Origin of the sequence: Hymenobacter persicinus (assembly GCF_004167665.1) — a bacterium.
GTDB classification, from domain to species: domain Bacteria; phylum Bacteroidota; class Bacteroidia; order Cytophagales; family Hymenobacteraceae; genus Hymenobacter; species Hymenobacter persicinus.
The window spans coordinates 1-25156 of the sequence record NZ_SEWE01000015.1 but is presented as its reverse complement, the minus strand read 5'-3'; the positions used below and the strand labels follow the sequence as shown (position 1 = coordinate 25156).

Below are 25156 nucleotides of genomic sequence, written 5' to 3'. Positions count from 1 at the left end.
CCGACCCGCTGGTGGAAGAATTTCTACTAAGAGGCAAAAAGAAAGCCGCCCCACGAAAAGCGGGGCGACCAAAATTAGGGACGCGCAAGTTAACAATTTGTTAACATTCGGCCTAACGCATTACCCGGGTATTACGAAGGGCCGTTTACTTGGAGCGAATGGCAATAACGGGGTCCATGTTGGAGGCCATAACGGCCGGAATGATGCCCGCCAGCATCCCAATCACCACCGACACGGTGAGGCCCAGCGTGATGTTGCCGGCCGACAACGACAGCGGCAGCGAGTCCTGGGGACTGAGCGTAATCAGAAACACGAGGAAAATGCCCGCGGCCCCGCCGAGCAGGCACAGAAAGATGGCCTCGAACAGAAACTGAAACAGGATAAAGTAGTTTTTGGCCCCCAACGACTTCTGAATCCCGATGATGTTGGTGCGCTCCTTCACCGACACGAACATGATGTTGGCAATGCCGAAGCCGCCAACCAGCATGGCGAAGCTGCCGATGACGGCCCCCGCCACCCCGATAATGGAAAACAGCTTGCTGATGGCATCGGCCATCATTTCGGGGCGGTTCAGGGCGAAATTGTCTTCCTGCCGGGGCTTGAGGCCACGAATGTTGCGCATCACGCCCTGGAGCTCGTACTCTAAATCGAGCAGGCCGGGGTCGTCGTCGCGGCCCTTCACGGCAATAGTGGGCGTTACGCCGGTCATGCCGCCGGTATTGAGGGCAAACATCTTGGTGAACATGCCGAACGGAATCATGCAGTTCGTGTCGTTGCTGGGCGTGTCGAGCAGCTTCTTGCCCTCCTTCTGCATCACCCCGATGACGACGAACTTGCGCCCGCGGGCCGTAAACTCGCGGCCCAGGGCCGAACCGTAGGGAAACAGGTTTTCGGCAATGGTAGCCCCGATGATGGCCACGTTGCGCGAGGCATCGATTTCCTGGGTGGTGAAGTAGCGGCCTTCGGCAATGGGCACGTCCGATACCTGGCGAAAGTCGAAGGTCACGCCCTGCAGGGCGCAGTCGGCCACGCTGTTGCTGCCCACCTTCATGGTGTTGCCGTTGGTGGTGGCAAAGATGGCCACGCCCTTGTTGTTGGGCCCCAGGTTGCGCTGCAGCTCCCGGAACTCGCGCACCGTGGGCACGGGCCGGTTGAAGTACTTCCACCAGGGATAGTCGCCACCGAACGACCAGGGCCACTTGCCCACGTAAATCACCTTGTCGCCCACGAAGCTCATGCTCTGGCGCACGTTGGCCTCGAGCGAGTCGACGACGGCAAAGACGGCAATGATGGCGAAGATGCCGACCGTGACGCCGAGCAGCGACAGGATGGTGCGCAGCAGGTTCGATTTGAGAGCTTGCCACGCGAAGCGGAAGCTTTCCAGAGTCAGGCGCAGGGCGAGCATCGGCGGAGCGGGTTAACGACGGCGCGCAACGCGCCCAAATAACGGATTTCGGGCGAAAAGTAACGATTAATCCCGCCAATGTATGTACTTTTGCCAACCCAAAATTTTGTTAGCTTCCCCACGTACTGCCTATTAGCTGCCCATGAAACTTTCCGAGTTCAAATTTGATCTGCCTGAGAACCTGCTGGCGCAGCACCCAGCCAAAAACCGCGACGAGTCCCGCCTGATGGTGCTGCACCGCGACACGGGCAAGATCGAGCACCGCGTGTTCAAGGACATCATCGAATACTTCGGCGAGGGCGACGCTTTCGTGCTCAACGACACGAAGGTGTTTCCGGCCCGCCTCTACGGCAACAAGGAAAAGACCGGCGCCAAAATCGAGGTGTTCCTGCTACGGGAGCTCAACAAGGAAATTCACCTCTGGGACGTACTCGTGGACCCGGCCCGCAAAATTCGGGTGGGCAACAAGCTCTACTTCGGCGAGTCGGACATGGTGGCCGAGGTTATCGACAACACAACCTCGCGCGGCCGCACCATCAAGTTTCTGTTCGACGGCTCCGATGAGGAGTTCTACAAAGCCCTGCACGACCTCGGCGAGACGCCTCTGCCCCGGGAGTCGATTACCCGTGAGGCCGAACCGGCCGACAAAGAGCGGTACCAGACTATCTACGCCAAGCATACGGGCGCCGTGGCCGCGCCTTCGGCCGGTCTGCACTTCACCCGCGAGGTGATGAAGCGCCTGGAAATTAAGGGCGTGGAAGTAACCGCCGTGACCTTGCACGTGGGCCTGGGCACCTTCCGCCCCGTCGACGTGGAAGACCTGACCAAGCACAAGATGGACTCCGAGAACTTCATCGTGCCCGCCGAGGCCGCGGTAGTAGTCAACAAGGCTCTGGATTCCAAAAAGCGCGTCTGCGCCGTGGGTACCACCACGATGCGCGCGCTGGAATCGTCGGTATCGGCCAACAACCGCCTGAAGGAAAACCAGGGCTGGACCGACCGGTTTATCTTCCCCCCGTACGATTTCAAAATTGCCAACGCCCTGCTCACCAACTTCCACACCCCCGAAAGCACGCTGATGATGATGACCTCGGCCTTCGCCGGGCACGAGCTGCTGATTGAGGCTTACAAGCTGGCTATCAAGGAGAAATACAAGTTCTTCAGTTACGGCGACGCTATGCTGATCCTGTAAGGCTGACGAGCCGCCGGCGCTGCCGCGGTTCCTGCTTCCACAAAACGCCGGATGCCCGCAGGGGTAGCCGGCGTTTTGCTTGTCGGACTATTCGTTATTTGCCGGCTGTTTAGGCTTTCCCATGACTGACTCCTCTTCTTATCCCCGATTTGCCATTCTGGTGGCCGGCGGCAGCGGCACGCGCATGGGCGCCGACCGGCCCAAGCAGTTTCTGGAGCTGCTCGGCGAGCCGGTGTTGCTGCACACGCTGCGGCGCTTTGCCGAAGCTTCCCTGCGCGTGACCCAGCTCGTGGTGGTGCTGCCCGCCGACCAGTTTGCGGTCTGGGAAGAGCTCTGCGCCCGCCACCACGTGCAGATTCCGCACACCGTGGTAGCCGGCGGCGACTCGCGCTGGGCCTCGGTGCGCAACGGGCTGGCGGCACTGGGCCAGCCCGACGGCATCGTGGCCGTGCACGACGGGGTACGGCCCCTGGCCTCGCGCACCATCATTGAGCGGGCCTTTGCCGCCGCCGAAACCTACAAGGCCGTGGTGGTGGCCGTGACGCCCAAGGACTCGGTGCGCAACTTGGCCCAGCGGGGTTCTTACGCCCTGAACCGCTCCCGCCTGCGCCTGGTGCAGACGCCCCAGTGCTTCGACCTAGATTTGCTGCGCCGGGCCTACCAGCTACCCGAGCTGCCCACCTTCACCGACGACGCCAGCGTGGTAGAGGACTTGTGCCCGATTCACATTGTGGACGGGGACTACCGCAACCTCAAAATCACGACGCCCGAAGACCTGATTCTGGCTGAGGCCCTGCTGCGGCAGGAGCGGTGAGATGGTGAACTCGTGAAATGGTGAGTTTGCTGTTCGGCCGTTATGGGCAATTCTGAGAAGGTGAGCAGACTCGAATGCTAATCCCGGCCTTTTTGCTGAAAAGGAGTTGGGTACATTTGAGAGGACGAATTGACGCCTCATACGCGGAATGTCGTGCCTCCTCGCCATGACAGGTCCGGCAGAACGACAATTCACCACTTCACCATCTCACAAGTTCACCACTCCACCATGTATACCAGCCTGCTTTACGACGTTCAAAACGGCGTGGCCACCATCACGCTCAACCGCCCCGACGTCTTCAATGCCTTCAACAACGCCCTGAGCTACGAGCTGCAGGACGCGCTGCAGCAGGTGGCCGCCGATTCGGCCGTGCGGGCCGTGGTGCTCACCGGGGCCGGCCGGGCGTTTTGTTCGGGCCAGGACCTGAAAGCAGCGCAGACCGACGAGCAAAGCACGTTTTCGGACTCCCTGCACCAGCGCTACAACCCCATCATCCGGGCCATGCGCAGCCTGCCCAAGCCCATCATCGGGCGCATCAACGGCGTGGCGGCAGGCGCGGGCTGCTCGTTGGCCCTGGCCTGTGACGCGCTAATTGCCTCCACCGACGCCTCCCTAATTGAGGTTTTCATCAACATCGGGCTCGTGCCGGACTCGGGCTCCTCGTACTTTCTGCCCCGGCTGGTGGGCTCGCTCAAAGCGTTTGAGCTCTGTACCCTGGGCTCGAAAATAACGGCAGCCGAAGCCTTGCAGCTGGGACTGGTCAACCAAGTGGTGGCCCCCGCTGAGCTGGACGCGGCCGTGGCGGCGCTGGCAGCCCGCTACGCGGCGGCGCCCACCAAGTCGATTGGCCTCATCAAGCAGATGCTTAACAAGGCCGGGGCGGCGTCCCTGGACGAAATGCTCGACTACGAAGCTCACTGCCAGCAGATTGCCGGCGAATCGGCGGACTACCAGGAGGGCGTGACGGCCTTCACGGAGAAGCGCAAGCCGGTTTTCCGCGGCGAATAGCTCAGTCCGCTTCCGTCGACACTACCCCTAAAAGAAAGCCGGCCGACTCCTACGGGAGCCGGCCGGTTTTCGGGTTGCAATAAGTGTGGTCTGGAATTTATAGAGCGGCTAATCAGCGCAGAGTGATGGTGCGGGTGCGGCCATTCACCGTGATGGTGGCGATATTGTCGCAGGCGGCCGTGCCGGTGGGGTCGTAGTTGAGCAGCATGCCCTTCTCCCGGGAGTTGGTGATGTTCACGGTACCCGAAACAAAGTGGCGGGCGCAGCCGGGCGCAAATTTCTTGAGCAGCGGCTGCTGGATAGTAGCCGTGTAGCTCACTTTTTTGCGGTTGGTGCCCGTGGCCTGCCCGCTCACCAGGTACTCATCGTCGAGGATGGTGGGCGTGCCGAAGCCGGCCGTGCGCTGGTACTGGCGCTGGGAACTCCAGCTGTGCGTGCCGGTGGGCGTGATGATGCTGGCGTTCTGCACGTCGAGGCTGAACGAGCCGTTCCCGAGGTTAGTCAGCACCCGGGTGCCGGTGTGCTGGTTGTCGTTGACAAAGTAGTTAACCAGCGTCACGGTCGTGACGGCGCCCGGCTGCCGGTACGGGCCCGGGCTGAAGACGACCACAATCTTGCCGCGGCGGGTTTTACCGTTGGGGCAGAGGCAGTTGGTAGTACCAAAATCGATGGTGAGGGTGCGCGTGGCGGGGTTGTAAGTGCGCGTGGCGCAGCGGCCCAGCACTTTGTCCCGGTCTTCGAGGCTTGCCGCGTAGTCACCGTTGGCCAGGCTGGCATCGGCGGGTGCGGTGGCATTGATGATGTCGCCGATGGCCGCGTTTTCCTCTTCGGCGCTGCCGTTATCTTCCGCCGATTCCAGATTGTCAGCCGGGGCAGTGTTGTCTTTGTTGCAGGCCGTGGAGAGCAGCAGCAGGCTGCTGGCGAGGGTGGCCAGACCCAGGGAGCGGAAAGCGGAGGTGGTCATGAGCAGGGCGAAAAAGTGTGGGAGTTGTTGGTCAGATTCGTCACTTGGAGGCCCGGCCCCGGCGGAGGTTTAAGCGCCTTCGAAAAAAATTTATCAACCCCGGAACTATTCTCTTTTCCAACCACCGGAGCGGGCCGGCGTATAGTCTTTCACCGGTTCCCATTGACCGGCCGCCCTAGCTCCTCGTTATGCATTCTGCCCGCTTCATTCTACCGTTCAGCTTGTTACTTCTGGGAGCCTGGTCCTCTGACGCCAGCAAAAAGGACCCGGTGGCCGAAGCGCGGTTTCAAAACGAGAAGCGCATCGGCGACGCCAACATCACCAAGAAGCAGGAGCGCGACGCCGAGTTTATGGTGGATGCCGCCAGCGACGGACTGCTGGAAGTGGAACTCGGCAAGCTGGCCCAGCAGAAGGGCACCGCCCCCGCCGTGAAGGAGTTTGGCCAGCGCATGGCCACCCAGCACTCGGAGGTGAATACGGCGCTCCGAACTTTGGCCGAGCAAAAAGGCATCGTGCTGCCCGCCGGCCTCGGGGGCAAGCAGCAGAAAACCTACCAGGAGCTGGCGGGCCTGCCCAGCACCGAATTTGACCGGCGCTACCTCGAAACGATGGTGGATGACCACGCCAACGACGTGGACGCCTTCGACGACATGAGCGAGGATGCCTACGACGGCGACATCCGCGGCTTTGCGGCCAAGTACCTGCCTACCCTGAAAGAGCACCTCGACATGGCCAAGCAAGCCCAGGACCAGGTGCAGGTCACTAAATAGACACTTTTTTCTTATCCATTTTTCCTCCTTCACCTACTACCCCACTCCCATGACCAAGCACCTCTTTTCGCTGCTGCTCGTTGCCGGCGCCCTGTCCCTGGCCAGCTGCGGCGACTCCGCCAAACGTACCGACGGCACCGCCGGTGAAGCCGTCAGTGATATGGACAAAGCAACTGAAGAAGGCGGCGTACAAGCTGACGCCACCGTTATCGACAACGACGCCGGCCCAACGGTAACGGCCAACCCCGACTCGGCCGCCGCCGATACCACCACCCGCTAGGCTTTGCCCTAACTGACCCCGTTTCTGCAACCTCCCACCTCCCACCAACCAACCTCCTACCGCTATGAAAACCATTCTGCTTGGCTTACTGGGCACCGCCTTGGTTGCCACCACGGCCTGCAACAGTGGCCCGACTTCGGAAACAGCCGGCGGCAACGCCAGCGACAACACCATGAACAACGGCACCACCGGCGACTCAACCATGACGACCATGCCGGCCGATGCAACCGTGGAAGGCAGCCCCGCCGCCAACAGCACGGCCCCCGTCGATATGAATGCCAACAATGCCAGCGCCGAAGGGCCTACGGCACCGCACTCGACGGATGCCGAGTTTATGCAGTCGGCGGCGGCCAGCGACCAAAACGAGATTCAGCTCAGCAAGCTGGCCCTCGAAAAAGGCGTGACGGGCATGGTGAAAGACCACGCCAACATGATGATCAAGGACCACACCAAGTCGACCACGGACCTGAAGGCCATTGCCAGCAAGAAAAACGTGGTGCTGCCTCCCGACATGGACGGGGAACATAAAGCCCTGGCCGCCGAAATGCGCAAGCTCTCGGGCAAGGATTTCGAGAAGAAGTTCATGGATCAGATGGTGCTGGACCATCAGAAAACGCTCAACACGCTCAAGGCCCACCAGGCAATGACCAAGGACGCTGATGTGCAGGGCTTTATCGGTAAGGTAACGCCCGTCGTGCAGGGCCACCTGGATATGTCGAAGAAGGGCGCCGACATGAAAATGTAGGCCAAGCTACTCCTGGCAGAAAGTCGTCGGGCCGTTTTCCCGGCGACTTTCTGCTTCCTGGCCGGCTGGGCGGCGGCATATTTTTTCGCCGTCGGTGCCGGGTCGGCTTTCCGCTCCTTTGCTCCAATCACCCCGCTTATTTACTTCACTACCACACTTTTCAACCCGTTTTTCCCATGAAAAAGACGTTGTATGGCCTGCTGTGCGCGGGCGTGCTATTGGGTGCCGCCGGCTGCTCCACGAAGCAGGATTCGGTGGAAACCGCCCAGAGTGAAAACGAATCCAAGAACGCGGCGGCTACCACCGACACCGAATTGGGCAAAGTAGAAGAGAAAAAGCTGGACTTCGACTCCGAGTTTCTGACCAAGGCGGCCAGCGGGGGCATGCTGGAAGTGCAGCTCGGCGACTACGTGGCCAAAAACGGCAGCACCACCGAAGGCAAGCAGTTTGGCTCGCAGATGGTGGCCGACCACACCAAAGCCAATGCAGAGCTGAAAAGTATTGCTGCCGCCAAGAACGTTACCCTGCCTGCCGCCCTCGGTGATGACCACGCCAAGGTGTACAAAGACGTGACCGAGGAAAAGGGCGCCGACCTGGACAAGGAGTACCTCAAGGAAATGGTGAAAGACCACGAAGAAGACGTGAAGGAATTCACCGAGGCCTCCGTGAAAGCCGCTGACCCGACCCTGAAGGCGTTTGCCACCAAGCAGGTGCCGGTGTTGCAACATCACCTCGAAATGGCCCAGCAGATGTACGCCGCGGTGAAAGACCGGAAGTAAGCTGCTCGCAAACTTTCCCTGAAAGCCGCCGCGGAATATTCTGCGGCGGCTTTTGGCTTGTCGGGCCACGCTTTATCTTTAGCCGGCCGACTTACCTTCCCCGGCCCCGGACCCGCATGGACGGCACTGAAAAAGCCCAACAACACCGCGACGCCTTCCAGATTGAGCGCGTCATTCTGTTCACCGACGCGGTTTTTGCCATTGCCATCACCCTGCTGGTCATCGAAATCAAGGTGCCCGAGTTGCACCACCCCCGGGAAATCGACGTGCTGAACGTGCTACTGCGCCTGATTCCGAAGTTTGTGGGCTTTCTGCTGAGCTTCTTTATCATTGCCATCTACTGGACGGCCCACCACCGCATCTTCCGCTTTGTGCGCCGCCTCGACAACAAGCTGCTCTGGCTGAACCTGCTTTTCCTGCTCAGCATCATTCTGATGCCCTTCACCACGGCCTACCAGAGTGAGTACGGTCTGCTGCGCACGCCCTGGATTGTGTACAGCATCAACGTGAGTTTCACCGGCATCATGCAGATTCTGCTGCAACGCCACCTGCGCAACCCTCACCACCACTTGGTGGACCACCCCGAGCACGAGCACGCCGACCTGGATTTGTCCCGGCCCCTGATGGCTCCTATCGTATTCGGCACCAGCATTGTGCTGGCCTTTTTCCTGCCGGCGGTAGTACTGCGGGGTATTCCGGCCGTGGCATTCCCACTGCTCAGCCTGTGGGTCAACCGCCGGCATAAGCGCTTGGACGAGGCGTACCGGGCCCAGCACGGCACCCGGGTGTTAGCGTAGCAGAACGAGCAGAGCTCTACTTGGCCGGCCCCACGGCCGCGGCTTCCCACTGCAGCTCGTAGGAGTCGCAGCGCAGGGCGTTGATGTTCATGCGGAAGCGGCCGGTGGCCGTTTTGCCGGTGAGCTTGCCGCCCAGATCGAAGCACCAGGCCGAGGCGCCGCCATTCGGGGGCTCACAGAGGCGGCCGGCAATGGTGCCGTTGGTCACGGCGAAGGTCCCTTTTGGTCCCGTGGCCCCCAGCATTTCCAGCTTCCCGTCGCAGCGCCAGTAGCCTTTGAAGGTGACGTCACTGATGGTTTTCCCGTCGGGCGCCAGCACGAAGCTAAGCGTGTTGCCTTTCAGGCCGTTGGTGAACTTGCCTTCGAAGCGGGTGCCCGCCGGTGGCGTGCCGGGGGTAGTAGCGGCGGTCAGGACCGCCAGAATGGGGAGCAGAAGCAGAGCGCGCATAAGCCGGAAAAAAATGAGGCCGGAAATAATGATTTCCCGGCCTCATTTACAACTGCTGCTGTACAGGTTAAGCCGATTTGCCGTCGGCGTACTTACTGACTTTGAGCTCTTCAGCCAGGAAGCGGGCCGTGTGGCCTTTCTTCACTTTAGCCACCTGCTCGGGCGTGCCCTGGGCCACGATGGTGCCGCCGCCCCCACCGCCCTCGGGGCCGAGGTCAATGACGTGGTCGGCGACCTTAATCAGGTCGAGATTGTGCTCGATGATGAGCACCGTGTTGCCCTTATCGACCAGCTTCTGGAGCACGTCGGAGAGGTGGTTGATATCTTCGAAGTGCAGGCCGGTGGTAGGCTCGTCGAGGATGTAGAACGTTTTGCCGGTGTCCTTCTTGCCCAGCTCGGTGGCCAGCTTCACCCGCTGGGCCTCGCCGCCACTGAGCGTGGTGGCCTGCTGACCCAGCGTGAGGTAACCCAGCCCAACTTCGTTGAGCACCTGGATCTTGCGGATGATGCGGGGCTGGTTTTCGAAGTACTCCACAGCCTTTTCCACCGTCATGTCGAGCACGTCGGTGATGCTCTTGCCCTTGAAGCGCACTTCCAGGGTTTCGCGGTTGTAGCGGCGGCCCTTACAGGTTTCGCAGGGCACGTGCACGTCGGGTAGGAAGTTCATTTCGATGGTGCGCATGCCCGCGCCCTCGCAGGTTTCGCAGCGCCCACCTTTCACGTTGAAGGAGAAGCGCCCCGGCCCGTAGCCCCGGATTTTGGCCTCGGGCAGGGAAGCAAACAGGCTGCGGATTTCGGTGAACACGCCCGTGTACGTGGCCGGGTTGGAGCGCGGCGTGCGCCCAATCGGCGACTGGTCCACCTCGATTACCTTGTCAATCAGCTCCAGCCCTTCGATGCTCTGGTAGGGCAGCGGGTCCTTCTTGGAGTTGAAGAAGAACTGGTTGAGAATCGGGTACAGCGTGTCGTGAATCAACGACGACTTGCCCGAACCCGACACGCCCGTTACGGCCACGAGCTTGCCCAGCGGGAACTTGGCCGTGACGTTCTTGAGGTTGTGGCCGGTGGCACCCTTGAGCACCAGCTGGCCCCCGTCGCCCTTGCGCTTCTGTCGGCGCAGCTCGATGTGCTTTTCCCCGCTCAGATACTGCGAAGTCAGGCTGCCGGAGCTGAAAATATCCTTGGGCGAGCCGTGGGCCACGATATGGCCGCCGTGGATGCCGGCGCCCGGACCAATGTCCAGGACGTAGTCGGCATTCATAATCATGTCCTTGTCGTGCTCTACCACAATCACCGAGTTGCCGATGTCGCGCAGGTGCTGCAGAGCCTTGATGAGCCGCTCATTGTCGCGCTGGTGCAGGCCGATGCTGGGCTCGTCCATGATGTAGAGCACGCCCACGAGCTGGGTGCCAATCTGGGTGGCCAGGCGAATCCGCTGGCTTTCCCCACCCGATAAGGTCCGTACGGAGCGGTGCAGGTCGAGGTATTCGAGGCCCACTTCCAGCAAAAAGCCGATCCGCTTGCGGATTTCCTTGAGCAGCTCCCGGCCAATGACGTTCTGGCGCTCGGTGAGCCGGTCTTCCAGGTTCTCAAACCAGGTGCTGAGCTCCTTGATGTCCATCACCGACAGCTCGCCGATGTTTTTGTCGGCAATCTTGAAGTGCAGGCTTTCCTTTTTGAGACGGTAGCCGTGGCACTCGGGGCACTGCCGGGCCTGGGTGTACTCCTGAATCCAGGCCCGGATGTTTTCCGAGTCGGACTCCATCTGCCGGCGCAGGAAGGGGATGATGCCCTCGAAGGGCTCGGTGTAGCTGCTTTTCTTGGGGTCGGCGTCCTCATCCTCGGGCACGCCGTACAGCAGGCGCTCAATCAGGTCGGCGGGCAGCTTTTCGAGCGGGGTGCTGAGGCTGAACTTCTGCTTTTTGAGAATTAAGCTCAGCTGCTGAAAAATCCAGATGTCGCGGTACTCGCCCAGAGGGGCAATGCCGCCGCGGCTCACGCTGAGCTTCTTGTCGGGCAGCACCGAGTCCTCGGTGATTTCCTGGACCTCGCCCAGGCCGTTGCAGGTCGGGCAGGCGCCGTAGGGCGAGTTGAAGCTGAACGTGTTGGGCGCCGGGTCATCGTAGGCAATGCCGGTAGTCGGGTCCATCAGAAAGCGCGAGAAAAACTGCGTCTTGCCCGAGTCGGAGTCCAGCACCAGCATGGTGCCCTTGCCGTGGGTCAAGGCGTTCTGCACCGAGCCGGAGAGGCGGAACCGGTCCTCTTTCGTCGCCTTGAGCCGGTCAATGACGATTTCGATGTCGTGGATCTTGTAGCGGTCCACCTGCATCTTGGCCGTGATGTCGAGCAGTTCCCCGTCCACGCGCACCTTGGTAAAGCCCAGCTTGGCAATCTGCTGGAACAGCTCCCGGTAGTGACCCTTGCGGCCCTTCACCACCGGCGCCAGCACCACCAGCTTCTTGTCGGCGAAGTGCTTGAGGATATAATTGATGATCTGCTCGTCGCTCTGCCGGATCATCTTCGCGCCGGTGGCGTAGCTGAACGCCTCGGCGGTGCGGGCGTAGAGCAGGCGCAGAAAGTCGTAAATCTCGGTGATGGTGCCCACTGTGGAGCGGGGGTTGCGCGAGGTCGTCTTCTGCTCGATGCTGATTACCGGCGACAACCCCTCGATTTTGTCTACGTCGGGGCGCTCCAGGCCGCCCATGAAGGAGCGGGCGTAGGCCGAAAACGTTTCCATGTAGCGGCGCTGGCCTTCGGCATAAATCGTGTCGAAAGCCAACGACGATTTGCCCGAGCCCGAAATGCCGGTAAACACCACCAGCTGCCCGCGCGGAATGCTCACCGACACGTTTTTCAGGTTGTGCTCCCGGGCCCCGTACACCTCGATAAACGGCGCCTCTACCTCGGCTCCGCCCACGGGCTGCTGGTCGGCGCGGGCGTCGAGGACGGCTTCACTAACCTCCCCAGCCCGGGGCACGGCCTGCACGGCGGCGGTGGTATGACCGTGGGCATTGTCGGCCACGGCGGCGGAAACGGTGATTTCAGGCGTAGCGGCGACCGGGGCCGCCTTGGTTTTCTTAGCCATTCAGAGCAAGTCGAATAAGTCCGCAAAGGTACGCATCTGGCGCCCCTTTCGCCACCCGAATCCGTTATTTACCAATCTGGTTAGCAGATCGGGCCCGAAAGATTCGGGCCGGCGGCCGGGGGCGGTGCAGATGGGGAGTAACAAGAAATTGCTGTCTTTTGTGCCCGACGGCGGGCAGTAGTATCAAACTCGCTTCTACGTTTATTTTCGGCTATGATGTGTAACGGCCCGCTGACGGCTACTTTTATTTCCATCCGTGCGTAGAGCGGTAGCCTCCCGGGGCAAGCAGGCGCTGTTCGTGGTCCTGCTCGGGCTGCTGGTGCTGCCAGCGGTGCAGACGGCCGTCAACCTCAAGTTCTTTCGCAACGGCCCGCTGGGCGGCTACCAGCAGCCGGCCCCGCGCCCGGTGCTGGACTGGGCCGGCCTGCGCGACAACACCTACCAGCCAGCCCTGGAACGCTACGCTTCCGAGCAGGTCGGTTTCCGCGACCTGTGGATCCGGCCCCGCAACCAGCTGGCCTACTCGGTCCTGGGTCAGGCGAAAGTGTTTAGCGTACTCGTCGGCTTGCGGGGCGTGCTGTTTGAGGAAGACCCGGTGTGGGCGGCCCAGGGCCAAGACGTGGTGCCCGCCGGGGAGCGTCAGCGCCACGTGGCGCAATTGCGGGCCCTGCAGGACACGCTGGCCCGGCGCGGCAAGGTGCTGCTCTACGTTATTGCACCCAGCAAAGCGGCTTTCTACCCCGAGTTCGTTCCCGAAGCCTACCGCGTGGCCTGGCCTCAGCCTTCCAATGCCACGCTCTACGCAGCCGAGATGCAGGCCGCCGGCATTCACGTGCTCAACTTTGGAGCGCAGTTTCGGGCCTGGAAAGACTCGGCGGCGTACCCGCTATTTCCGCGGGGCGGCATTCACTGGAGCCTGTACGGCGTAACGCGGGCGGCCCGGGTGCTGTTTCCCTGCCTCGAGCAGCTCGGCCGCTTCGACTTGCCCGACTTCCGCACCACTGGCCTGGAAGTCAGCACTACCCCCCGCTCCACCGACGACGACATGGTGCGGGCCATGAATCTGCTGTGGGCCCCGGCGGCTTTCCCCATGGCCTACCCCACGGTGGTGTTTGACCCGCTTAAGCCCGGCCAGCGCAAGCCCCGCCTGCTGGTGGTCGGCGACAGTTTCGTTTGGACCCTGATTGAGTATTATCCTTACCTAGACCAGCTGTTTGCCGACGACTCCCACCTGTGGTACTACAACCAGGAGGTGCAGTGGCGCAAGCACAACGGGCAGCTCAGCGGGGAAACTTCCGTCAGCCGCCTCGACCGTAAGGCCGAGCTGCTCCGGCATGACGTGGTGCTGGTGCTGTTCAACGAGCACAACCTGAAGAGTTTCGACATGGGTTTTAGCGAAGCCGCGTTGCAGGCCTTTGCACCGGCCGGGGTTACGGCGCCCGCGCCGTAACCCCGGCCGGTTTGGCCCCGTTCTTGCCAAACCCCGTGCATCAATTCTGTTGCACGCAAACTTTTTCTGCCATGAAACTTCTCCCCAAGCTTTCCCTCGGCGCCTCGTTTTTCCTGCTGCTCGGTCTGGCCTCGCCGGCCCAGGCTCAGGTCAATATCAACATCAACCCGCCCTCCTGGGGTCCGGCCGTGGGACCGAATACCCAGTATTACTACATTCCGGAAGTCGACGGCTACTACGACGTGCGCGACCAGCAGTACGTGGTGCTGCGCAACGGGCAGTGGGCCCGCCTGGCAAATCCCGGCTACGACCCGCGCAGCTTCCACCCCGTGGTAATCGACTACGTGGGGGCTCAGCCCTGGGTCCGCATCGAGGAATACCGCACCAAATACAAGGGTCACCCCCACGGTATGCCTCCCGGCCAAGCCAAAAAGTACTATGGTAACCAAGGGAACCAGGGCAACGGCCGCGGTAACGGACACGGCAACGGCAAAGGCCGGGGCAAGCACTAAGCAGCGGCCCTACCCGCCCCACCCCGCAAAGCCTCTTCTTCGGAAGAGGCTTTTTTTATGCCCCGAAGTGGCGGGCACGGTAGCGGCGGGCAGTTGGCAAATCAGGAAAATACCCGTTCCTTGCTTTAATTTTACCTCTACCCGGGCCGCTACGGCTCCGATAATGAGGCTTTTTGCTCCCGGGCCAAAGGCCGTTTGCTCCAGCTACCAGTATTCTATGGCTGCCCAGTCAGTTTTTGTAAAACGCATTCTACTCTCCCTGCTGCTGCTGTTGCTGTTGCTCCCGGCCTTGCAAGCCAAGTTTGAGTGGGTGCAGATGGCGCCCCTGCAGGGCGCCTACCACGAAGTTCCCCACCCCGAATTCAGCAAGGAAGGTTTGCTGGCCGGCACCTACCAACCCTCCCTGGAACAGTACTTGGAAGACCGGCTTGGCTTTCGCAACTGGCTGATCCGGTTCCGCAACCAGCTTTCCTTGTCCTGGCTGGGCATCGCCCGCTCCTCCGACCTGCTGGTGGGCAAAGACCTGGTGCTGTTTCAGCCGGGCACCGTGGCCGCGGCTCAGGGGCAGGATTTTATAGGCGAAGAGGAAATTGCCTACCGCGTGCGGCGCATCCGGGCCGTGCAGGAAGCGCTGGCCCAGCGTGGCGTGCCATTTCTGTTCGTGATGGCGCCCAACAAGCCCCGCTACCAGCCCGAAACCCTGCCCAACGACTACCAGCGCCCGCCCACCGACCGCACCAACTCCGCGGTATTTATGCGGGAAATGAAAAAGCAGCGCGTTAATCTGCTGGATGCCGCGCAGTTGTTTAAGCTCTGGAAAGACACCACCAGCCACCCGCTGTTTCCGAAAGGCGGCACGCACTGGAGCGGCTACGGGGCCAGCCTGGTGGCCGACACGCTGTTTGCCCGCATCGAGCAGGTGGGCAAGTTCGACCTGATCAACTTTCGGCGGCACGGCCCGCTAGCCGTAAGCGGCGACACCATCCGCTTCACCGACGGCGACCTGAACGGGGCCATGAACCTGATTTTCCCCTATCCCCACTACCCGACCACGGCCTACCCCGTCGTCACGTTCGACTCGTTGCGGGCCGGGCAGAAGCGGCCGAACCTGCTCATCATCGGCGACAGCTTCAACTGGGCCTTCATGCAGTTTGCCCCCTACCTGCAAACCCTGTTTGCGCCCGAGTCGCGCTTCTGGGGCCTGGACCGCACTATTTTCGTCTACGACAAGGAATACGCCAAGGAAGGCCACGAGCTGAGCCAGCTCGATTTTCAGAAGGAAATTGAGTCGCGCGGCTTTCTGCTCATGCTCATGACCGAGCACAACCTGCCCAACCACAGCCTGCTCGATCAGCTCTACAACCTCTACTACCCGCTGTCGGCCGCCGGGCAGGCGCGGGTGCAGCAGATCCAGCAGCAGCTGGAGGCGCTGCCGCAGATGCAGCAGCGCATCTGGGAGCAGGAGCACAACGGCAGCCACACCCTGCTCGACTCGCTGCACGAAGCCGCCCTGGCCCGCTACGACCGGGAGCTTCTCCGGCCCACGCCCTGAGTATTCGTGCTGCTTCTTTCTTCGATACCCGCCTCTCCTACTTTTAATTGCCCTGATTTATGGTTTTCAGCAGTACCCTATTCCTGTTTTACTTTTTCCCGGCGTTTCTGCTGCTGTATTACCTGGCCCCGGCCCGGCTGAAAAACTTCGTGGCCCTGACCGCCAGCCTGCTGTTTTACGCCTGGGGCGGGCTCAACTTCCTGGCCTTGTTTCTGGGCTCGGTAGTGCTCAACTTCTTCATCATTCGGCTCATGGATGCCGCCGAGGGCTGGCAGAAGCGCATCTACCTTATTTTGAGCATCATCCTCAACGTGGGTATGCTGTTCTACTTCAAGTATACCAACTTCTTTCTCGAAAACTTTAGCGCCGTGAAAGAGGCGATGGGCGGCGGCGGGCTGACCTGGGAGAAGGTTGTGCTGCCCATCGGCATCTCGTTTTTCACCTTCGAGAAACTCACCTATTCCATCGACGTGTACCGGGGCGTGAACAAGCCCCTGAAGTCGTTCTGGGACTTCATGCTCTACATCATGCTGTTCCCGAAGATGATTGCCGGCCCCATCGTGCGCTTCCACGAAATTGCCGACCAGCTCACCGACCGCTCCGCCTTCGACACCATCGACCACAAGCTGGCCGGCCTGTTCCGCTTCGTGCTGGGCCTGGCCAAAAAGACCCTCATTGCCAACGTACTGGGGCAGGAAGCCGACCGGATTTTCGCCCTGGCGCCGGCTGAAGTATCAGCCCCACTTGCCTGGCTGGGCGCGCTGGCCTACACCTTCCAGATCTACTTCGACTTCTCGGGCTACTCCGACATGGCCATCGGCATCGGCCGCATGATCGGGTTCCAGTTTCCCGAAAACTTCAATAACCCCTACATTTCCCGCTCCATCACCGAGTTCTGGCAGCGTTGGCACATCACGCTGGGCCGCTGGATGCGCGACTACCTCTACAGTCCGCTCGGCGGCAACCGCGTGAGCACCGGCCGCCTGTACGCCAACCTCTGGACCGTGTTTATCCTGTCGGGCTTCTGGCATGGCGCAGCCTGGAACTTCATTGCCTGGGGTGCCTTCCACGGCCTGTTTCTGGTGCTGGACCGACTCTTCCTGCTGCGCATCTACCAGCGCATTGGCGCGCTGAGCATTATTCCCACCTTCCTGATTACCGTCGTGGGCTGGGTGCTGTTCCGGGCCGAAACCCTGAGCGGGGCGCTGGCCTACATCCGGCGCATGCTGGTCGGCGAGTGGTCGGGCGTACCCAACTTCACCCGGGAGTTCTGGTTTACGCTGCTGCTGGCCACGGTCTTTTCCTTTATGGCCGCTCTGCCCCGAGTGGAGCGTTGGGAGCTCGGCACGCTGTCGGCCGACCGGCTGGCCCTGCCCCGCGCCATCGGCATGAGCCTGGCGACGGCCCTGCTGCTGATTCTGAGCGTGAGCTACATCGTGGGCAGCTCGTTCAATCCCTTTATTTACTTCCGATTCTAATTCTATCGTGTCGCATCCCTATCTGAAACGGCTCTTATTCGGGGGCTTGCTGGCCTTATTTATTCTGCCCGCCCTGCAGGCTAAGCTGGCGATGGTGACCGTGGAGCCCTTAGACGGATTCTACGACAAGCAGTCGCACCCCGACCTGACCTGGACCACCCTGCGGACCAACAACTACCAGCCCCAGCTCGAAGCCTACCTGCAGGACCGGTTGGGCTTCCGCAACTGGCTGATCCGGCTGCGCAATCAACTGGCCTATTCCTTTTTTCACCAAACCAAGGTGAGTACGGTGGTTGTGGGCCGGGATGACGTGCTGTATCAGCCGATTACTATTGACGTCTACCTGGGGAAAGACTACGCCAGCGACGAAGAGCTGGACTATAAAGTCCGGCGGCTGAAGCTGGTGCAGGATTCGCTGCAGGCCCACGGCACCCAGCTGCTGCTGGTAATAGCGCCGAGCAAAGCGCGGGTGATGCCCAAGATGATTCCGCCGCGCTACGACAATATTCCCCGCGGCGTGAGCAACTACGACGGCATCATGCAGGCCGCCCGCAAGCGCGGGCTAAATGTGCTCGATGCCGCGGCCCTGCTCGTGCAGTGGCAGGATACGGCGCGCTACCCCATGTTTCCCCGGGGCGGCACGCACTGGAGCGGCTATGCCACTGCCTTGGTGGCTGATACGATGTTCCGGCGCGTGGAAGCCCTCACCCACCTCGACCTGCCCGACTTTGCCCTGCAGGGCCTCACGGTGGCCACCGAAGCCGACTCCCTGCGCTTTACCGACGACGACTTGCAGCTGATTCTGAACCGGATGTGGGAAATGCCGCCTTATCCGATGGCTTATCCCCGCGTCGTATTTGGGCCCGAAACCGGCAAGCAGCGCGCCGACGCGCTGATTATCGGCGACAGTTTCGCGCAGAGCTTCTACAACTTCTATCCGTTCTACCAGCAGCTGCTCGGGCCCCGGGCCCGGTACTGGGCCAGCAACGAAAAGATCTTCTGGCCGGAGCAAACCCCGGAAACTCACACCGTGAGTGAGCTGAATCTGGGTGAGCAGCTGGCGGGCCGCGACATTGTGATGATTATCTGCACGGAGCAGAACCTGGGGCAGCTGGGCTTTGGATTCATCAATCAGGCCTACCGCCTCTTCCGCCCTCTCACTGATGCCGACAAGGCCGCTATTGACGCCCTGGCCGCGAAGATGACCAAGGAGGCGTCCTGGGACGAAGCCTCACAGGATGGCGAATTGGCTAAGCACATGCACGAAAAGGCCACCAACATCTACGATCATACTCACCTGTAGCCGGTAAGCTCATGGCCTCTGCCCGCCCCCGGCCCCTGTTTCTGGTGTATTTGCTGGCCCTGGCCCTGCTCTGGAGCAATGCCTACCTGCTGCTGGCCAACCACCCAGACAACTACATCGGCGACGAGCACAGCTACCTGCGCATGGCCGAAGGCAACTTCGACGTGCCCGTGACACACCGCTACCGGGTGGTAGTGCCCCTGCTGGCCGGCGGGGTGGCCCGCGGCCTGTACGGCATCACCCAGTTTATTTCGGCCTCTGGCCGCCCACCGTTCGGAGTCAGCTTTTTTCTGATCAACGGGCTGCTGCTGGCCGGGGCCGGACTCTACCTTTTCCGCACGGCCCGGGCCCACGGTGCCGCCGTTGGGCCCGCGCTTATCGGGATGGGCGCCGTGATGACCAGCGGCGCGGCAACCTACGTAACGGGCCTGGCCTTGGTCGACAGCGCGGTGGTGCTGGCCGTGGTGGTGCTGTATTACGCCCTCACCGTCCGTTCCCAGCCCCTGCTGCTGGCCGTGGTGCTGCTGGGGCCGCTGCTAAAGGAGTCGTTTGCGCTGTTTTTGCCGTTGGTCCTGCTGTTCGGAGGCTTTGTGCCGCTCTGGCAACGGCTGCTGGTAGTGCTGGGCGCCGCCGGGCTGGTGCTGGGCGTGCACGCGCTGGTCGATGCCTACGCGCCCCCACCGGCCGTCGACAGCCTTATTAATGCCCTGGACCACACCCAGAATATCGTCAGCAATTTGCGCTGGCTGCTGGCCCCGCGCGGGCTGTTTATCTGCAGCGGAGTGTACGGGCTGTTTAATCTGGTGCTGCTGGCCGGTTTATGGGGTGGGCGCACCGCCATCCGGCAGTGGCTGCCCCGGCTGGCGTGGAAGCTGGCCGCGGGCTGGCTGGCCGTGGTGCTGGCCCACATGCTGCTGTCGGGGGAAATGAGCCGGATGCTGCTGCTGGCCGCGCCCGTCGTGTCGACCGCCGTGGCCCTGATTCTGGACCGCCACCCGCTGTTTGGAGGCCTGCGCGAGCTGCTGGCCGGCACCGCAGCACCGGAAAAACAGGCCTGAAAAACTGGACCCACGGGGCCAAAACCACGTACTTCAGCGGAGCACCATTCATTTCCCGCGCCGCTATGTCTTCCACGCCCAAGCCCGAGTATCATCCCATCAGCTGCTCCTTCTACGACGAGCTCGAAGCCCGCGCCACCACCGGCTAGGAGTGCACCCTCACCTACCGCCCCGAGCCCGACACGCCGCCCAGCACCACCCGCGGCATCATCACCGACCTGTTTATCAAAGACAAAGTGGAGTACCTGCGTTTGCAGGACGGCTTCGAAATCCGCCTCGACACGCTCGTGGCCGTTGACGACAAGGAGCTGCGGGACTACTGCTAGCTTGGAACACGACCAATTAAAAAGGCAGCCCCTGGTGGGGCTGCCTTTTTAATTGGTACTCGGCCACAAAATCCGCGCAATCCGAAGAATCCGCCGGAATCCGTGGTTTAAAACTCCGCGCTCTTGGGGAAGCGGGGGAAGGGAATAACGTCGCGGATGTTGCCCATGCCCGTCACGAACAGAATCAGGCGTTCGAAGCCCAGGCCGAAGCCGGCGTGGGGCGCGGTGCCGTATTTGCGCAGTTCCAGGTACCACCACAGGTCATGCTCGGGCACGTGCATCTCGGCCATGCGCGTGGTCAGCTTTTCGAGGCTTTCCTCCCGCTCCGAGCCGCCGATGATTTCGCCGATGCCCGGAAACAGCACGTCCATAGCCCGCACGGTTTTCCCGTCGTCGTTGAGCTTCATGTAGAAGGCCTTGATATCCTTGGGGTAGTTGGTCAGGATAACGGGCTTCTTGAAGTGCTTCTCCACCAAATACCGCTCATGCTCGCTCTGCAGGTCGGTGCCCCAGTCCACGGGAAACTCGAACTTCTGCTTGGCCGACTTCAGAATTTCCACGGCCTCGGTGTAATTCAGGCGCTGGAAGTCGTTGTCGACCACGAACTGCAACCGGCCCAGCAGCTCCTTGTCGTACTGCTCGTTGAGGAACTTCAGGTCGTCCTGGCACTTATCCAGGGCGTAGCGGACCAAGTATTTGAGGAACTCCTCGGCCAGGTCCATGTTGTCGGTCAGGTCGTTGAAGGCCACCTCGGGCTCAATCATCCAGAACTCGGCCAGGTGGCGGGCGGTGTTGGAGTTTTCGGCCCGGAACGTGGGGCCGAACGTGTAGACCTTGCCCAGGGCCATGGCCGTCACTTCACCCTCCAGCTGCCCCGATACGGTCAGGTTGGTTTGCTTGCCGAAGAAGTCCTGCTTGTAGTCCACGCCCGACTTGTCCTCCGTTAGCGGCGGATTCTGGTCGGGCAGGGTGGTTACGCGGAACATCTGGCCGGCGCCCTCGGCGTCGGAACCCGTCACGATGGGCGTGTGCACGTAGAAAAAGCCCCGGTCGTTGAAGAACTGGTGCACGGCAAAGGCCATGGCGTGACGGATGCGCAGCACGGCCCCAAACGTGTTGGTGCGGGGGCGCAGGTGGGCAATTTCGCGCAGGAACTCGAGCGAGTGGCCTTTCTTCTGCAGTGGGTAGGTTTCGGTGTCAGCCTTGCCGTAGACGGTGATTTCCGAAGCCTGGATTTCCACGCTCTGGCCCTTGCCCTGGCTGGCCACCAGCTTGCCGCGCACCATCACGGCGGCGCCGTTTTCCACGCCGTCGGCCTTGAGCTTTTCCTCGGGAAACTTCTCGGCGTCGGCCACCACCTGAATGGAATTGAAGCCCGAACCGTCGTTGACGGCAATGAACTGCACGTATTTATTGCCACGGCGGGTACGCACCCAGCCTTTTACTACTACTTCGCGCTCCAGCTCCTGGCTTTGGAGCAGGTCCTGCACGCTCGACCTTCTGACAGACATCGGACTCGGATTTCGGGGTTAAAACTCAGAGAAACAAAGGTAGAGCTTTTGGCTAGTGCAGAAATCAGTTTCGCCTCGCCGCAGCGAATGTTTTGTTTTTGCCGCCGCGGGGCCGCCCGCCGGCGGCCGATGCCCGGATTTCGTCTCAACTTTTTCGCCTGAACTCAAGTACAGAAAGGTCTATCTTTGAAATAGCGCCGCATCCTTTCCGCCGCGGCGCTATACGCATTTACGAGTATGCAACGACTTGACATGAAGCAACTTCTCTCGCAGAAGTTGTCTCCCCAACAGATTCAGTTCATCAAGCTGCTGCAAATCCCGACGGCAGAGCTGGAAACGCGCATCAAAGAAGAGCTTGAAGTGAACCCGGCGCTGGAAGAAGGCGACGAAAACTCCGACGACGAGCTCGAAGACCAGGAGCGCGACGACGATTCGGACTCCGACGACGATGATTTCGACGACCCGGACTCCGAATTCGACTCCGACGACAACACCCTCGACGAAGACTTTGACGAGGGTGCCGACGAGCAGCCTGAAGTGGAACTGCCGGCCAAGGACGAACCCGCCGAAACGACCAAGGACAATGAGGACCTCGACCTGGGCGACTACCTCAACGACGACGAAATTGCGGGATACAAGATGCAGGGCGACGGCCCCGGCGAGCCCGACGACGACCGGGAAATGCCCTTGGCCGACACCAGCGGCTCGTTGATTGACGCGCTGATGGACCAGCTGGGCTTTGCCGACCTCGACGAGCAGCAGGAAGCCATTGGCCGCCAGCTCATCGGCTCCATCGACAACGACGGCTACATCCGCCGCGACCTGTCGGCCATTGCCAACGACCTGGCGTTTTCCCAGAACATTGAAGCCAGCGAGGCCGATATTGAGGCCGTCTTGCACGTTATTCAGAGCTTCGACCCGGCCGGTATTGCCGCGCGCGACCTGCAGGAATGCCTGATGCTCCAGCTCGAGCGCCGCCCTCAGGACGAGGTAACCGAGCACGCCGAGCGGATTCTGCACGAGACCTTCGACGAGTTCACTAAGAAGCATTACCAGCGCATTCAGCAGAAGCTTGACCTCGAAGACGACGAGCTCAAGGAAGCTATTGCCCTGATTCTGAAGCTCAACCCCAAACCCGGCGGCACCGGCCCCGTGGGCATGGGCAAGGTGCAGTACATCATACCCGACTTCATTCTGACCTCTGACAACGGGCAGTTCAACCTGACCCTCAACTCGCGCAACGCCCCGGATTTACGGGTGGCACCAGCCTACACCGAGATGTTCCAGGCCTACGACAAGGCGGCCAAGAAGGACAAGAAAATGAAGGAGGCCGTCACGTTCGTCAAGCAGAAGCTCGACTCGGCCCGCTGGTTTATCGACGCCATCAAGCAGCGTCAGCAGACTCTGCTGCGCACCATGGACTCCATTGTGCGCTACCAGCGCGAGTTCTTCCTCGAGGGCGACGAAGGCAAGCTACGCCCCATGATTCTGAAGGACATTGCCACCGAAATCGGCATGGACATCAGCACCGTGAGCCGGGTGGCCAACTCCAAATCGGTGCAGACCGAGTTCGGCATTTACCCGCTTAAGTACTTTTTCTCCGAGGGTATTGCCACCGACTCGGGTGAGGACGCCAGCTCCCGGGAGGTAAAGCACATTCTGAAGGAAATCATCGAGGGGGAAAGCAAAGGCCGCCCCCTCAGCGACGACAAGCTGGAGAAAATGCTCAACGCCCGCGGCTACAACATTGCCCGCCGCACGGTGGCCAAGTACCGGGAGCAGCTTAATATTCCGGTGGCCCGCCTCCGCAAGGAGCTGTAGGCAAAAGCGGCTAATGCCAAAAAAAACGGCCCCCGGAAGATTTTCCGGGGGCCGTTTGACTGATGCGACGCAGCGTGCCTAGCGGTGAATAACCCGACGGGTGGCGCGCTGGCCGGCGGCCTGCACGGTCAGCACGTAGGTACCGGCCGCCAGCGGCACCGGCACCGGCACAGTCAGCAAGCGGGTGGCACTCTGACCCTTCGCGCGGAACACTACGCTGCCCTGCAGGTTGGTGAGCGTCGTGACGATATCACCGGTCAGGGGCTCACGCAGCTCCAGATTCAGCTCATTGCCGAACGGGTTAGGATATACGCTGGTCAACATGGTGGCGCTGCTACCCTGGCGGGTCACGGCCACGGTCGGCGAATACACAACTGTGCCGTCCAGGTCAACCTGGCGCAGGCGGTAATAGTAGAGCCCACCGCTGACGGAAGCATCGTTGTAAGAGTAGTTGTGGGCCGTGCTCGAATTGCCTGCCGCGGCTATAGTAGTCAGGTGCTGGAAGGCTTCCCCACGCGTGGAGCGCTCCACTTCAAAATGACGGGCATCTTTCTCCATTGCCGTTTGCCAGCGCACTGCCACGCCGGCCGTGGAGTTCTGGGCCGTAAAGCTGGTCAGCTTCACGGGCATGGGCTGGTTTTTCAGGATGTCGGACGTAAACAGCCCCCGGCCGTGGGTGGCCGCTACCAATTGCTGGTCGGAGGCCCGAATGCGCAGCATGTCCACGCGCACGTTAGCCATGCCCGTGCTCGAAGGCTTCCAGGCGGGGCTGGGCTGCGTCAGGTCGTCGGTGCTCCAGATGCCCAGTTCGGTAGCCAGCAGGGCGCGTTTGTTGTCGGTCGGGTCAAACACGGCCCAGCGTACGGGCATGTCGGGCAGGTCGCCCTGACGTTTGGTCCAGGTGGCGGCCGCCACGGTTGCGGAGCCGGTGTTGGTGCCTTCCGTGGTTTCGAGCACCTTGGCTTCGGTGGCGCTGTAATTCGACAGCGTCATCAGCAGGTGAGCATCGTTGCCGGCTTCCACGGCCACGCTCGAAACCGACATGCCGGCCGGCGCAGTGTAGAGCAGCGTCACGATGGGCGAAGCGGAAGCGGCATTATCTACCCGGTACACGTGGCCCGGCCCCGGCGTTGCCACCGAAAAGTCGGGCTCGGTGCCCACAAATAGGCGGTCCTGGTTGTTGGGTGACACCGTCACGTGGGTAACCATGCCGGCGCCGGTAGCCAGCAATACGTTGGAAACGGCCGTTGCGGCGGCCGTCGTGGCGCTGGGCAGACGGAAGAAGCGGTCCACGGTCCAGCCGCCATACAGCGTGTTGCTGCGGCTGTCGTAGTCGGTCGGGTTAATAAACTGGCCGGCCGTGGTGCTCAGGTTCAGAGTTGTGAAGCTCGTGCCACTGTTGGTGGAGCGCCGGTACTGGGCGTAGATGTAGGCCGTAAACTGAAACTGGGGCTCATTCTGGTCGATAAAGCAGAAAGCGCCGTCGCCGCCGGTAGCCTCGGTAGTCACCTGACCGCCGGCCTGGGTGTAGCGCTGGGTACCGTTGTCCTGAGCGCCGGCCAGGAAGTAGTTTACGTCGCTGGGGTGCAGGGCCAGGGCGTAAAACTGGGTGATGTTCAGGCCGTTGTTGCGCTGCCCGTACGTTGCCGCCGTGGAGTTGGCGTTAGCCGAGTAGGCAATGCCCCCGTCGCTGGCGAAAAAGGCTTTAGTGGCCGTCCCCGACGTCACTGGCACCCACACAATAGCGTGGTGGTCGGCGTGTACGTAGTTGGAAGCCGTCTTGGAAGCCGACCACACCGTGGTTTGTGTCCAGGTAGTCTGGCTCGTCGTGTTAGGGCCCTGCACCCGCACGGCGTCG

Annotated in this window: 21 protein-coding genes; 15 read left to right on the top strand and 6 right to left on the bottom strand. The window is 61.3% G+C overall.

Annotation, left to right across the window (positions count from 1 at the left end):
* Window positions 1–145: 145 nt before the first annotated feature.
* A complete protein-coding gene (locus EWM57_RS09080) occupies window positions 146–1405 on the bottom strand; it encodes an ABC transporter permease (RefSeq protein ID WP_129920827.1) in 1260 nt (419 codons plus the stop codon).
* Window positions 1406–1547: 142 nt separating this feature from the next.
* On the opposite strand from EWM57_RS09080, the gene queA reads away from it, so the two are divergent.
* From queA to EWM57_RS09065, 3 genes are all read left to right on the top strand, one after another.
* On the top strand, window positions 1548–2597 hold the full coding sequence (gene queA, locus EWM57_RS09075; RefSeq protein ID WP_129920826.1) for a tRNA preQ1(34) S-adenosylmethionine ribosyltransferase-isomerase QueA: 1050 nt from the start codon (window positions 1548–1550) through the stop codon (window positions 2595–2597).
* A gap of 121 nt (window positions 2598–2718) precedes the next feature.
* Window positions 2719–3411: a 2-C-methyl-D-erythritol 4-phosphate cytidylyltransferase gene (locus EWM57_RS09070; RefSeq protein ID WP_129920825.1), complete on the top strand. Its 693-nt coding sequence runs from the start codon at window positions 2719–2721 to the stop codon at window positions 3409–3411.
* A 228-nt stretch (window positions 3412–3639) separates the two neighbouring features.
* Window positions 3640–4419, top strand: a complete 780-nt coding sequence (locus tag EWM57_RS09065) for an enoyl-CoA hydratase-related protein (protein WP_129920824.1) — start codon at window positions 3640–3642, stop codon at window positions 4417–4419.
* A 112-nt stretch (window positions 4420–4531) separates the two neighbouring features.
* Here the strand turns inward: EWM57_RS09065 and EWM57_RS09060 are convergent, their stop codons facing one another.
* Window positions 4532–5383: a hypothetical protein gene (locus EWM57_RS09060; protein ID WP_129920823.1), complete on the bottom strand. Its 852-nt coding sequence runs from the start codon at window positions 5381–5383 to the stop codon at window positions 4532–4534.
* A gap of 188 nt (window positions 5384–5571) precedes the next feature.
* Between EWM57_RS09060 and EWM57_RS09055 the strand changes: the two genes are divergently transcribed.
* The 5 genes from EWM57_RS09055 to EWM57_RS09035 all read left to right on the top strand — a co-directional run bounded on the left by EWM57_RS09055 (window position 5572) and on the right by EWM57_RS09035 (window position 8754).
* On the top strand, window positions 5572–6153 hold the full coding sequence (locus EWM57_RS09055) for a DUF4142 domain-containing protein (protein ID WP_129920822.1): 582 nt from the start codon (window positions 5572–5574) through the stop codon (window positions 6151–6153).
* Between the two features lie 49 nt (window positions 6154–6202).
* A complete protein-coding gene (locus EWM57_RS09050) occupies window positions 6203–6433 on the top strand; it encodes a hypothetical protein (protein WP_129920821.1) in 231 nt (76 codons plus the stop codon).
* Window positions 6434–6497: 64 nt separating this feature from the next.
* The gene (locus EWM57_RS09045) at window positions 6498–7178 is read left to right on the top strand and encodes a DUF4142 domain-containing protein (protein WP_129920820.1); all 681 of its coding nucleotides are present in this window, start codon (window positions 6498–6500) and stop codon (window positions 7176–7178) included.
* Between the two features lie 176 nt (window positions 7179–7354).
* Window positions 7355–7957: a DUF4142 domain-containing protein gene (locus EWM57_RS09040; protein ID WP_129920819.1), complete on the top strand. Its 603-nt coding sequence runs from the start codon at window positions 7355–7357 to the stop codon at window positions 7955–7957.
* Between the two features lie 116 nt (window positions 7958–8073).
* Entirely contained in the window at window positions 8074–8754 is a 681-nt protein-coding gene (locus tag EWM57_RS09035; RefSeq protein WP_129920818.1) for a TMEM175 family protein, read from the top strand.
* A gap of 16 nt (window positions 8755–8770) precedes the next feature.
* Here EWM57_RS09035 and EWM57_RS09030 read toward each other — a convergent pair whose 3' ends face one another.
* Window positions 8771–9202: a hypothetical protein gene (locus EWM57_RS09030; RefSeq protein ID WP_129920817.1), complete on the bottom strand. Its 432-nt coding sequence runs from the start codon at window positions 9200–9202 to the stop codon at window positions 8771–8773.
* 67 nt (window positions 9203–9269) lie between these two features.
* Window positions 9270–12287 (bottom strand): excinuclease ABC subunit UvrA, encoded by a 3018-nt coding sequence (gene uvrA / locus EWM57_RS09025; protein WP_242510028.1) that lies wholly within the window; start codon window positions 12285–12287, stop codon window positions 9270–9272.
* Between the two features lie 256 nt (window positions 12288–12543).
* Between uvrA and EWM57_RS09020 the strand changes: the two genes are divergently transcribed.
* The 6 genes from EWM57_RS09020 (at window position 12544) to EWM57_RS08995 (ending at window position 19640) form a co-directional block, all read left to right on the top strand.
* A complete protein-coding gene (locus EWM57_RS09020) occupies window positions 12544–13737 on the top strand; it encodes an alginate O-acetyltransferase AlgX-related protein (protein WP_129920816.1) in 1194 nt (397 codons plus the stop codon).
* Between the two features lie 71 nt (window positions 13738–13808).
* Window positions 13809–14249 carry a hypothetical protein gene (locus EWM57_RS09015; RefSeq protein WP_129920815.1) on the top strand — a complete coding sequence of 147 codons (441 nt, stop codon included), beginning with the start codon at window positions 13809–13811 and terminating at the stop codon, window positions 14247–14249.
* Between the two features lie 217 nt (window positions 14250–14466).
* Window positions 14467–15801, top strand: a complete 1335-nt coding sequence (locus tag EWM57_RS09010; protein WP_165370462.1) for an alginate O-acetyltransferase AlgX-related protein — start codon at window positions 14467–14469, stop codon at window positions 15799–15801.
* Window positions 15802–15860: 59 nt separating this feature from the next.
* Window positions 15861–17279 (top strand): MBOAT family O-acyltransferase, encoded by a 1419-nt coding sequence (locus tag EWM57_RS09005; protein ID WP_129920813.1) that lies wholly within the window; start codon window positions 15861–15863, stop codon window positions 17277–17279.
* Between the two features lie 7 nt (window positions 17280–17286).
* Window positions 17287–18582, top strand: coding sequence for an alginate O-acetyltransferase AlgX-related protein (locus EWM57_RS09000; protein WP_129920812.1), 1296 nt, complete (start codon window positions 17287–17289; stop codon window positions 18580–18582).
* A gap of 11 nt (window positions 18583–18593) precedes the next feature.
* Window positions 18594–19640: a hypothetical protein gene (locus tag EWM57_RS08995; protein ID WP_129920811.1), complete on the top strand. Its 1047-nt coding sequence runs from the start codon at window positions 18594–18596 to the stop codon at window positions 19638–19640.
* A 433-nt stretch (window positions 19641–20073) separates the two neighbouring features.
* Here the strand turns inward: EWM57_RS08995 and asnS are convergent, their stop codons facing one another.
* The gene (gene asnS / locus EWM57_RS08990) at window positions 20074–21477 is read right to left on the bottom strand and encodes an asparagine--tRNA ligase (protein ID WP_129920810.1); all 1404 of its coding nucleotides are present in this window, start codon (window positions 21475–21477) and stop codon (window positions 20074–20076) included.
* A gap of 237 nt (window positions 21478–21714) precedes the next feature.
* Here asnS and rpoN point away from each other — a divergent pair, with 237 nt between their 5' ends.
* Window positions 21715–23298 carry an RNA polymerase factor sigma-54 gene (rpoN, locus tag EWM57_RS08985; RefSeq protein ID WP_394345409.1) on the top strand — a complete coding sequence of 528 codons (1584 nt, stop codon included), beginning with the start codon at window positions 21715–21717 and terminating at the stop codon, window positions 23296–23298.
* 78 nt (window positions 23299–23376) lie between these two features.
* Here rpoN and EWM57_RS08980 read toward each other — a convergent pair.
* Window positions 23377–25156, bottom strand: a 1780-nt coding sequence (locus tag EWM57_RS08980; RefSeq protein WP_129920808.1) for a T9SS type A sorting domain-containing protein, incomplete at its 5' end; no start/stop codon positions are given.

Coding starts and splice junctions, on each gene's coding strand:
- EWM57_RS08995 (WP_129920811.1), top strand. CDS start 18,594: ATGGCCTCTGCCCGCCCCCGGCCCCTGTTTCTGGTGTATTTGCTGGCC.
- uvrA (WP_242510028.1), bottom strand. CDS start 12,287: ATGGCTAAGAAAACCAAGGCGGCCCCGGTCGCCGCTACGCCTGAAATC.
- EWM57_RS09045 (WP_129920820.1), top strand. CDS start 6,498: ATGAAAACCATTCTGCTTGGCTTACTGGGCACCGCCTTGGTTGCCACC.
- EWM57_RS09055 (WP_129920822.1), top strand. CDS start 5,572: ATGCATTCTGCCCGCTTCATTCTACCGTTCAGCTTGTTACTTCTGGGA.
- EWM57_RS09080 (WP_129920827.1), bottom strand. CDS start 1,405: ATGCTCGCCCTGCGCCTGACTCTGGAAAGCTTCCGCTTCGCGTGGCAA.
- EWM57_RS09070 (WP_129920825.1), top strand. CDS start 2,719: ATGACTGACTCCTCTTCTTATCCCCGATTTGCCATTCTGGTGGCCGGC.
- EWM57_RS09030 (WP_129920817.1), bottom strand. CDS start 9,202: ATGCGCGCTCTGCTTCTGCTCCCCATTCTGGCGGTCCTGACCGCCGCT.
- EWM57_RS09035 (WP_129920818.1), top strand. CDS start 8,074: ATGGACGGCACTGAAAAAGCCCAACAACACCGCGACGCCTTCCAGATT.
- EWM57_RS09005 (WP_129920813.1), top strand. CDS start 15,861: ATGGTTTTCAGCAGTACCCTATTCCTGTTTTACTTTTTCCCGGCGTTT.
- EWM57_RS09010 (WP_165370462.1), top strand. CDS start 14,467: ATGGCTGCCCAGTCAGTTTTTGTAAAACGCATTCTACTCTCCCTGCTG.
- EWM57_RS09065 (WP_129920824.1), top strand. CDS start 3,640: ATGTATACCAGCCTGCTTTACGACGTTCAAAACGGCGTGGCCACCATC.
- EWM57_RS09040 (WP_129920819.1), top strand. CDS start 7,355: ATGAAAAAGACGTTGTATGGCCTGCTGTGCGCGGGCGTGCTATTGGGT.
- EWM57_RS09050 (WP_129920821.1), top strand. CDS start 6,203: ATGACCAAGCACCTCTTTTCGCTGCTGCTCGTTGCCGGCGCCCTGTCC.
- queA (WP_129920826.1), top strand. CDS start 1,548: ATGAAACTTTCCGAGTTCAAATTTGATCTGCCTGAGAACCTGCTGGCG.
- EWM57_RS09015 (WP_129920815.1), top strand. CDS start 13,809: ATGAAACTTCTCCCCAAGCTTTCCCTCGGCGCCTCGTTTTTCCTGCTG.
- rpoN (WP_394345409.1), top strand. CDS start 21,715: ATGCAACGACTTGACATGAAGCAACTTCTCTCGCAGAAGTTGTCTCCC.
- asnS (WP_129920810.1), bottom strand. CDS start 21,477: ATGTCTGTCAGAAGGTCGAGCGTGCAGGACCTGCTCCAAAGCCAGGAG.
- EWM57_RS09060 (WP_129920823.1), bottom strand. CDS start 5,383: ATGACCACCTCCGCTTTCCGCTCCCTGGGTCTGGCCACCCTCGCCAGC.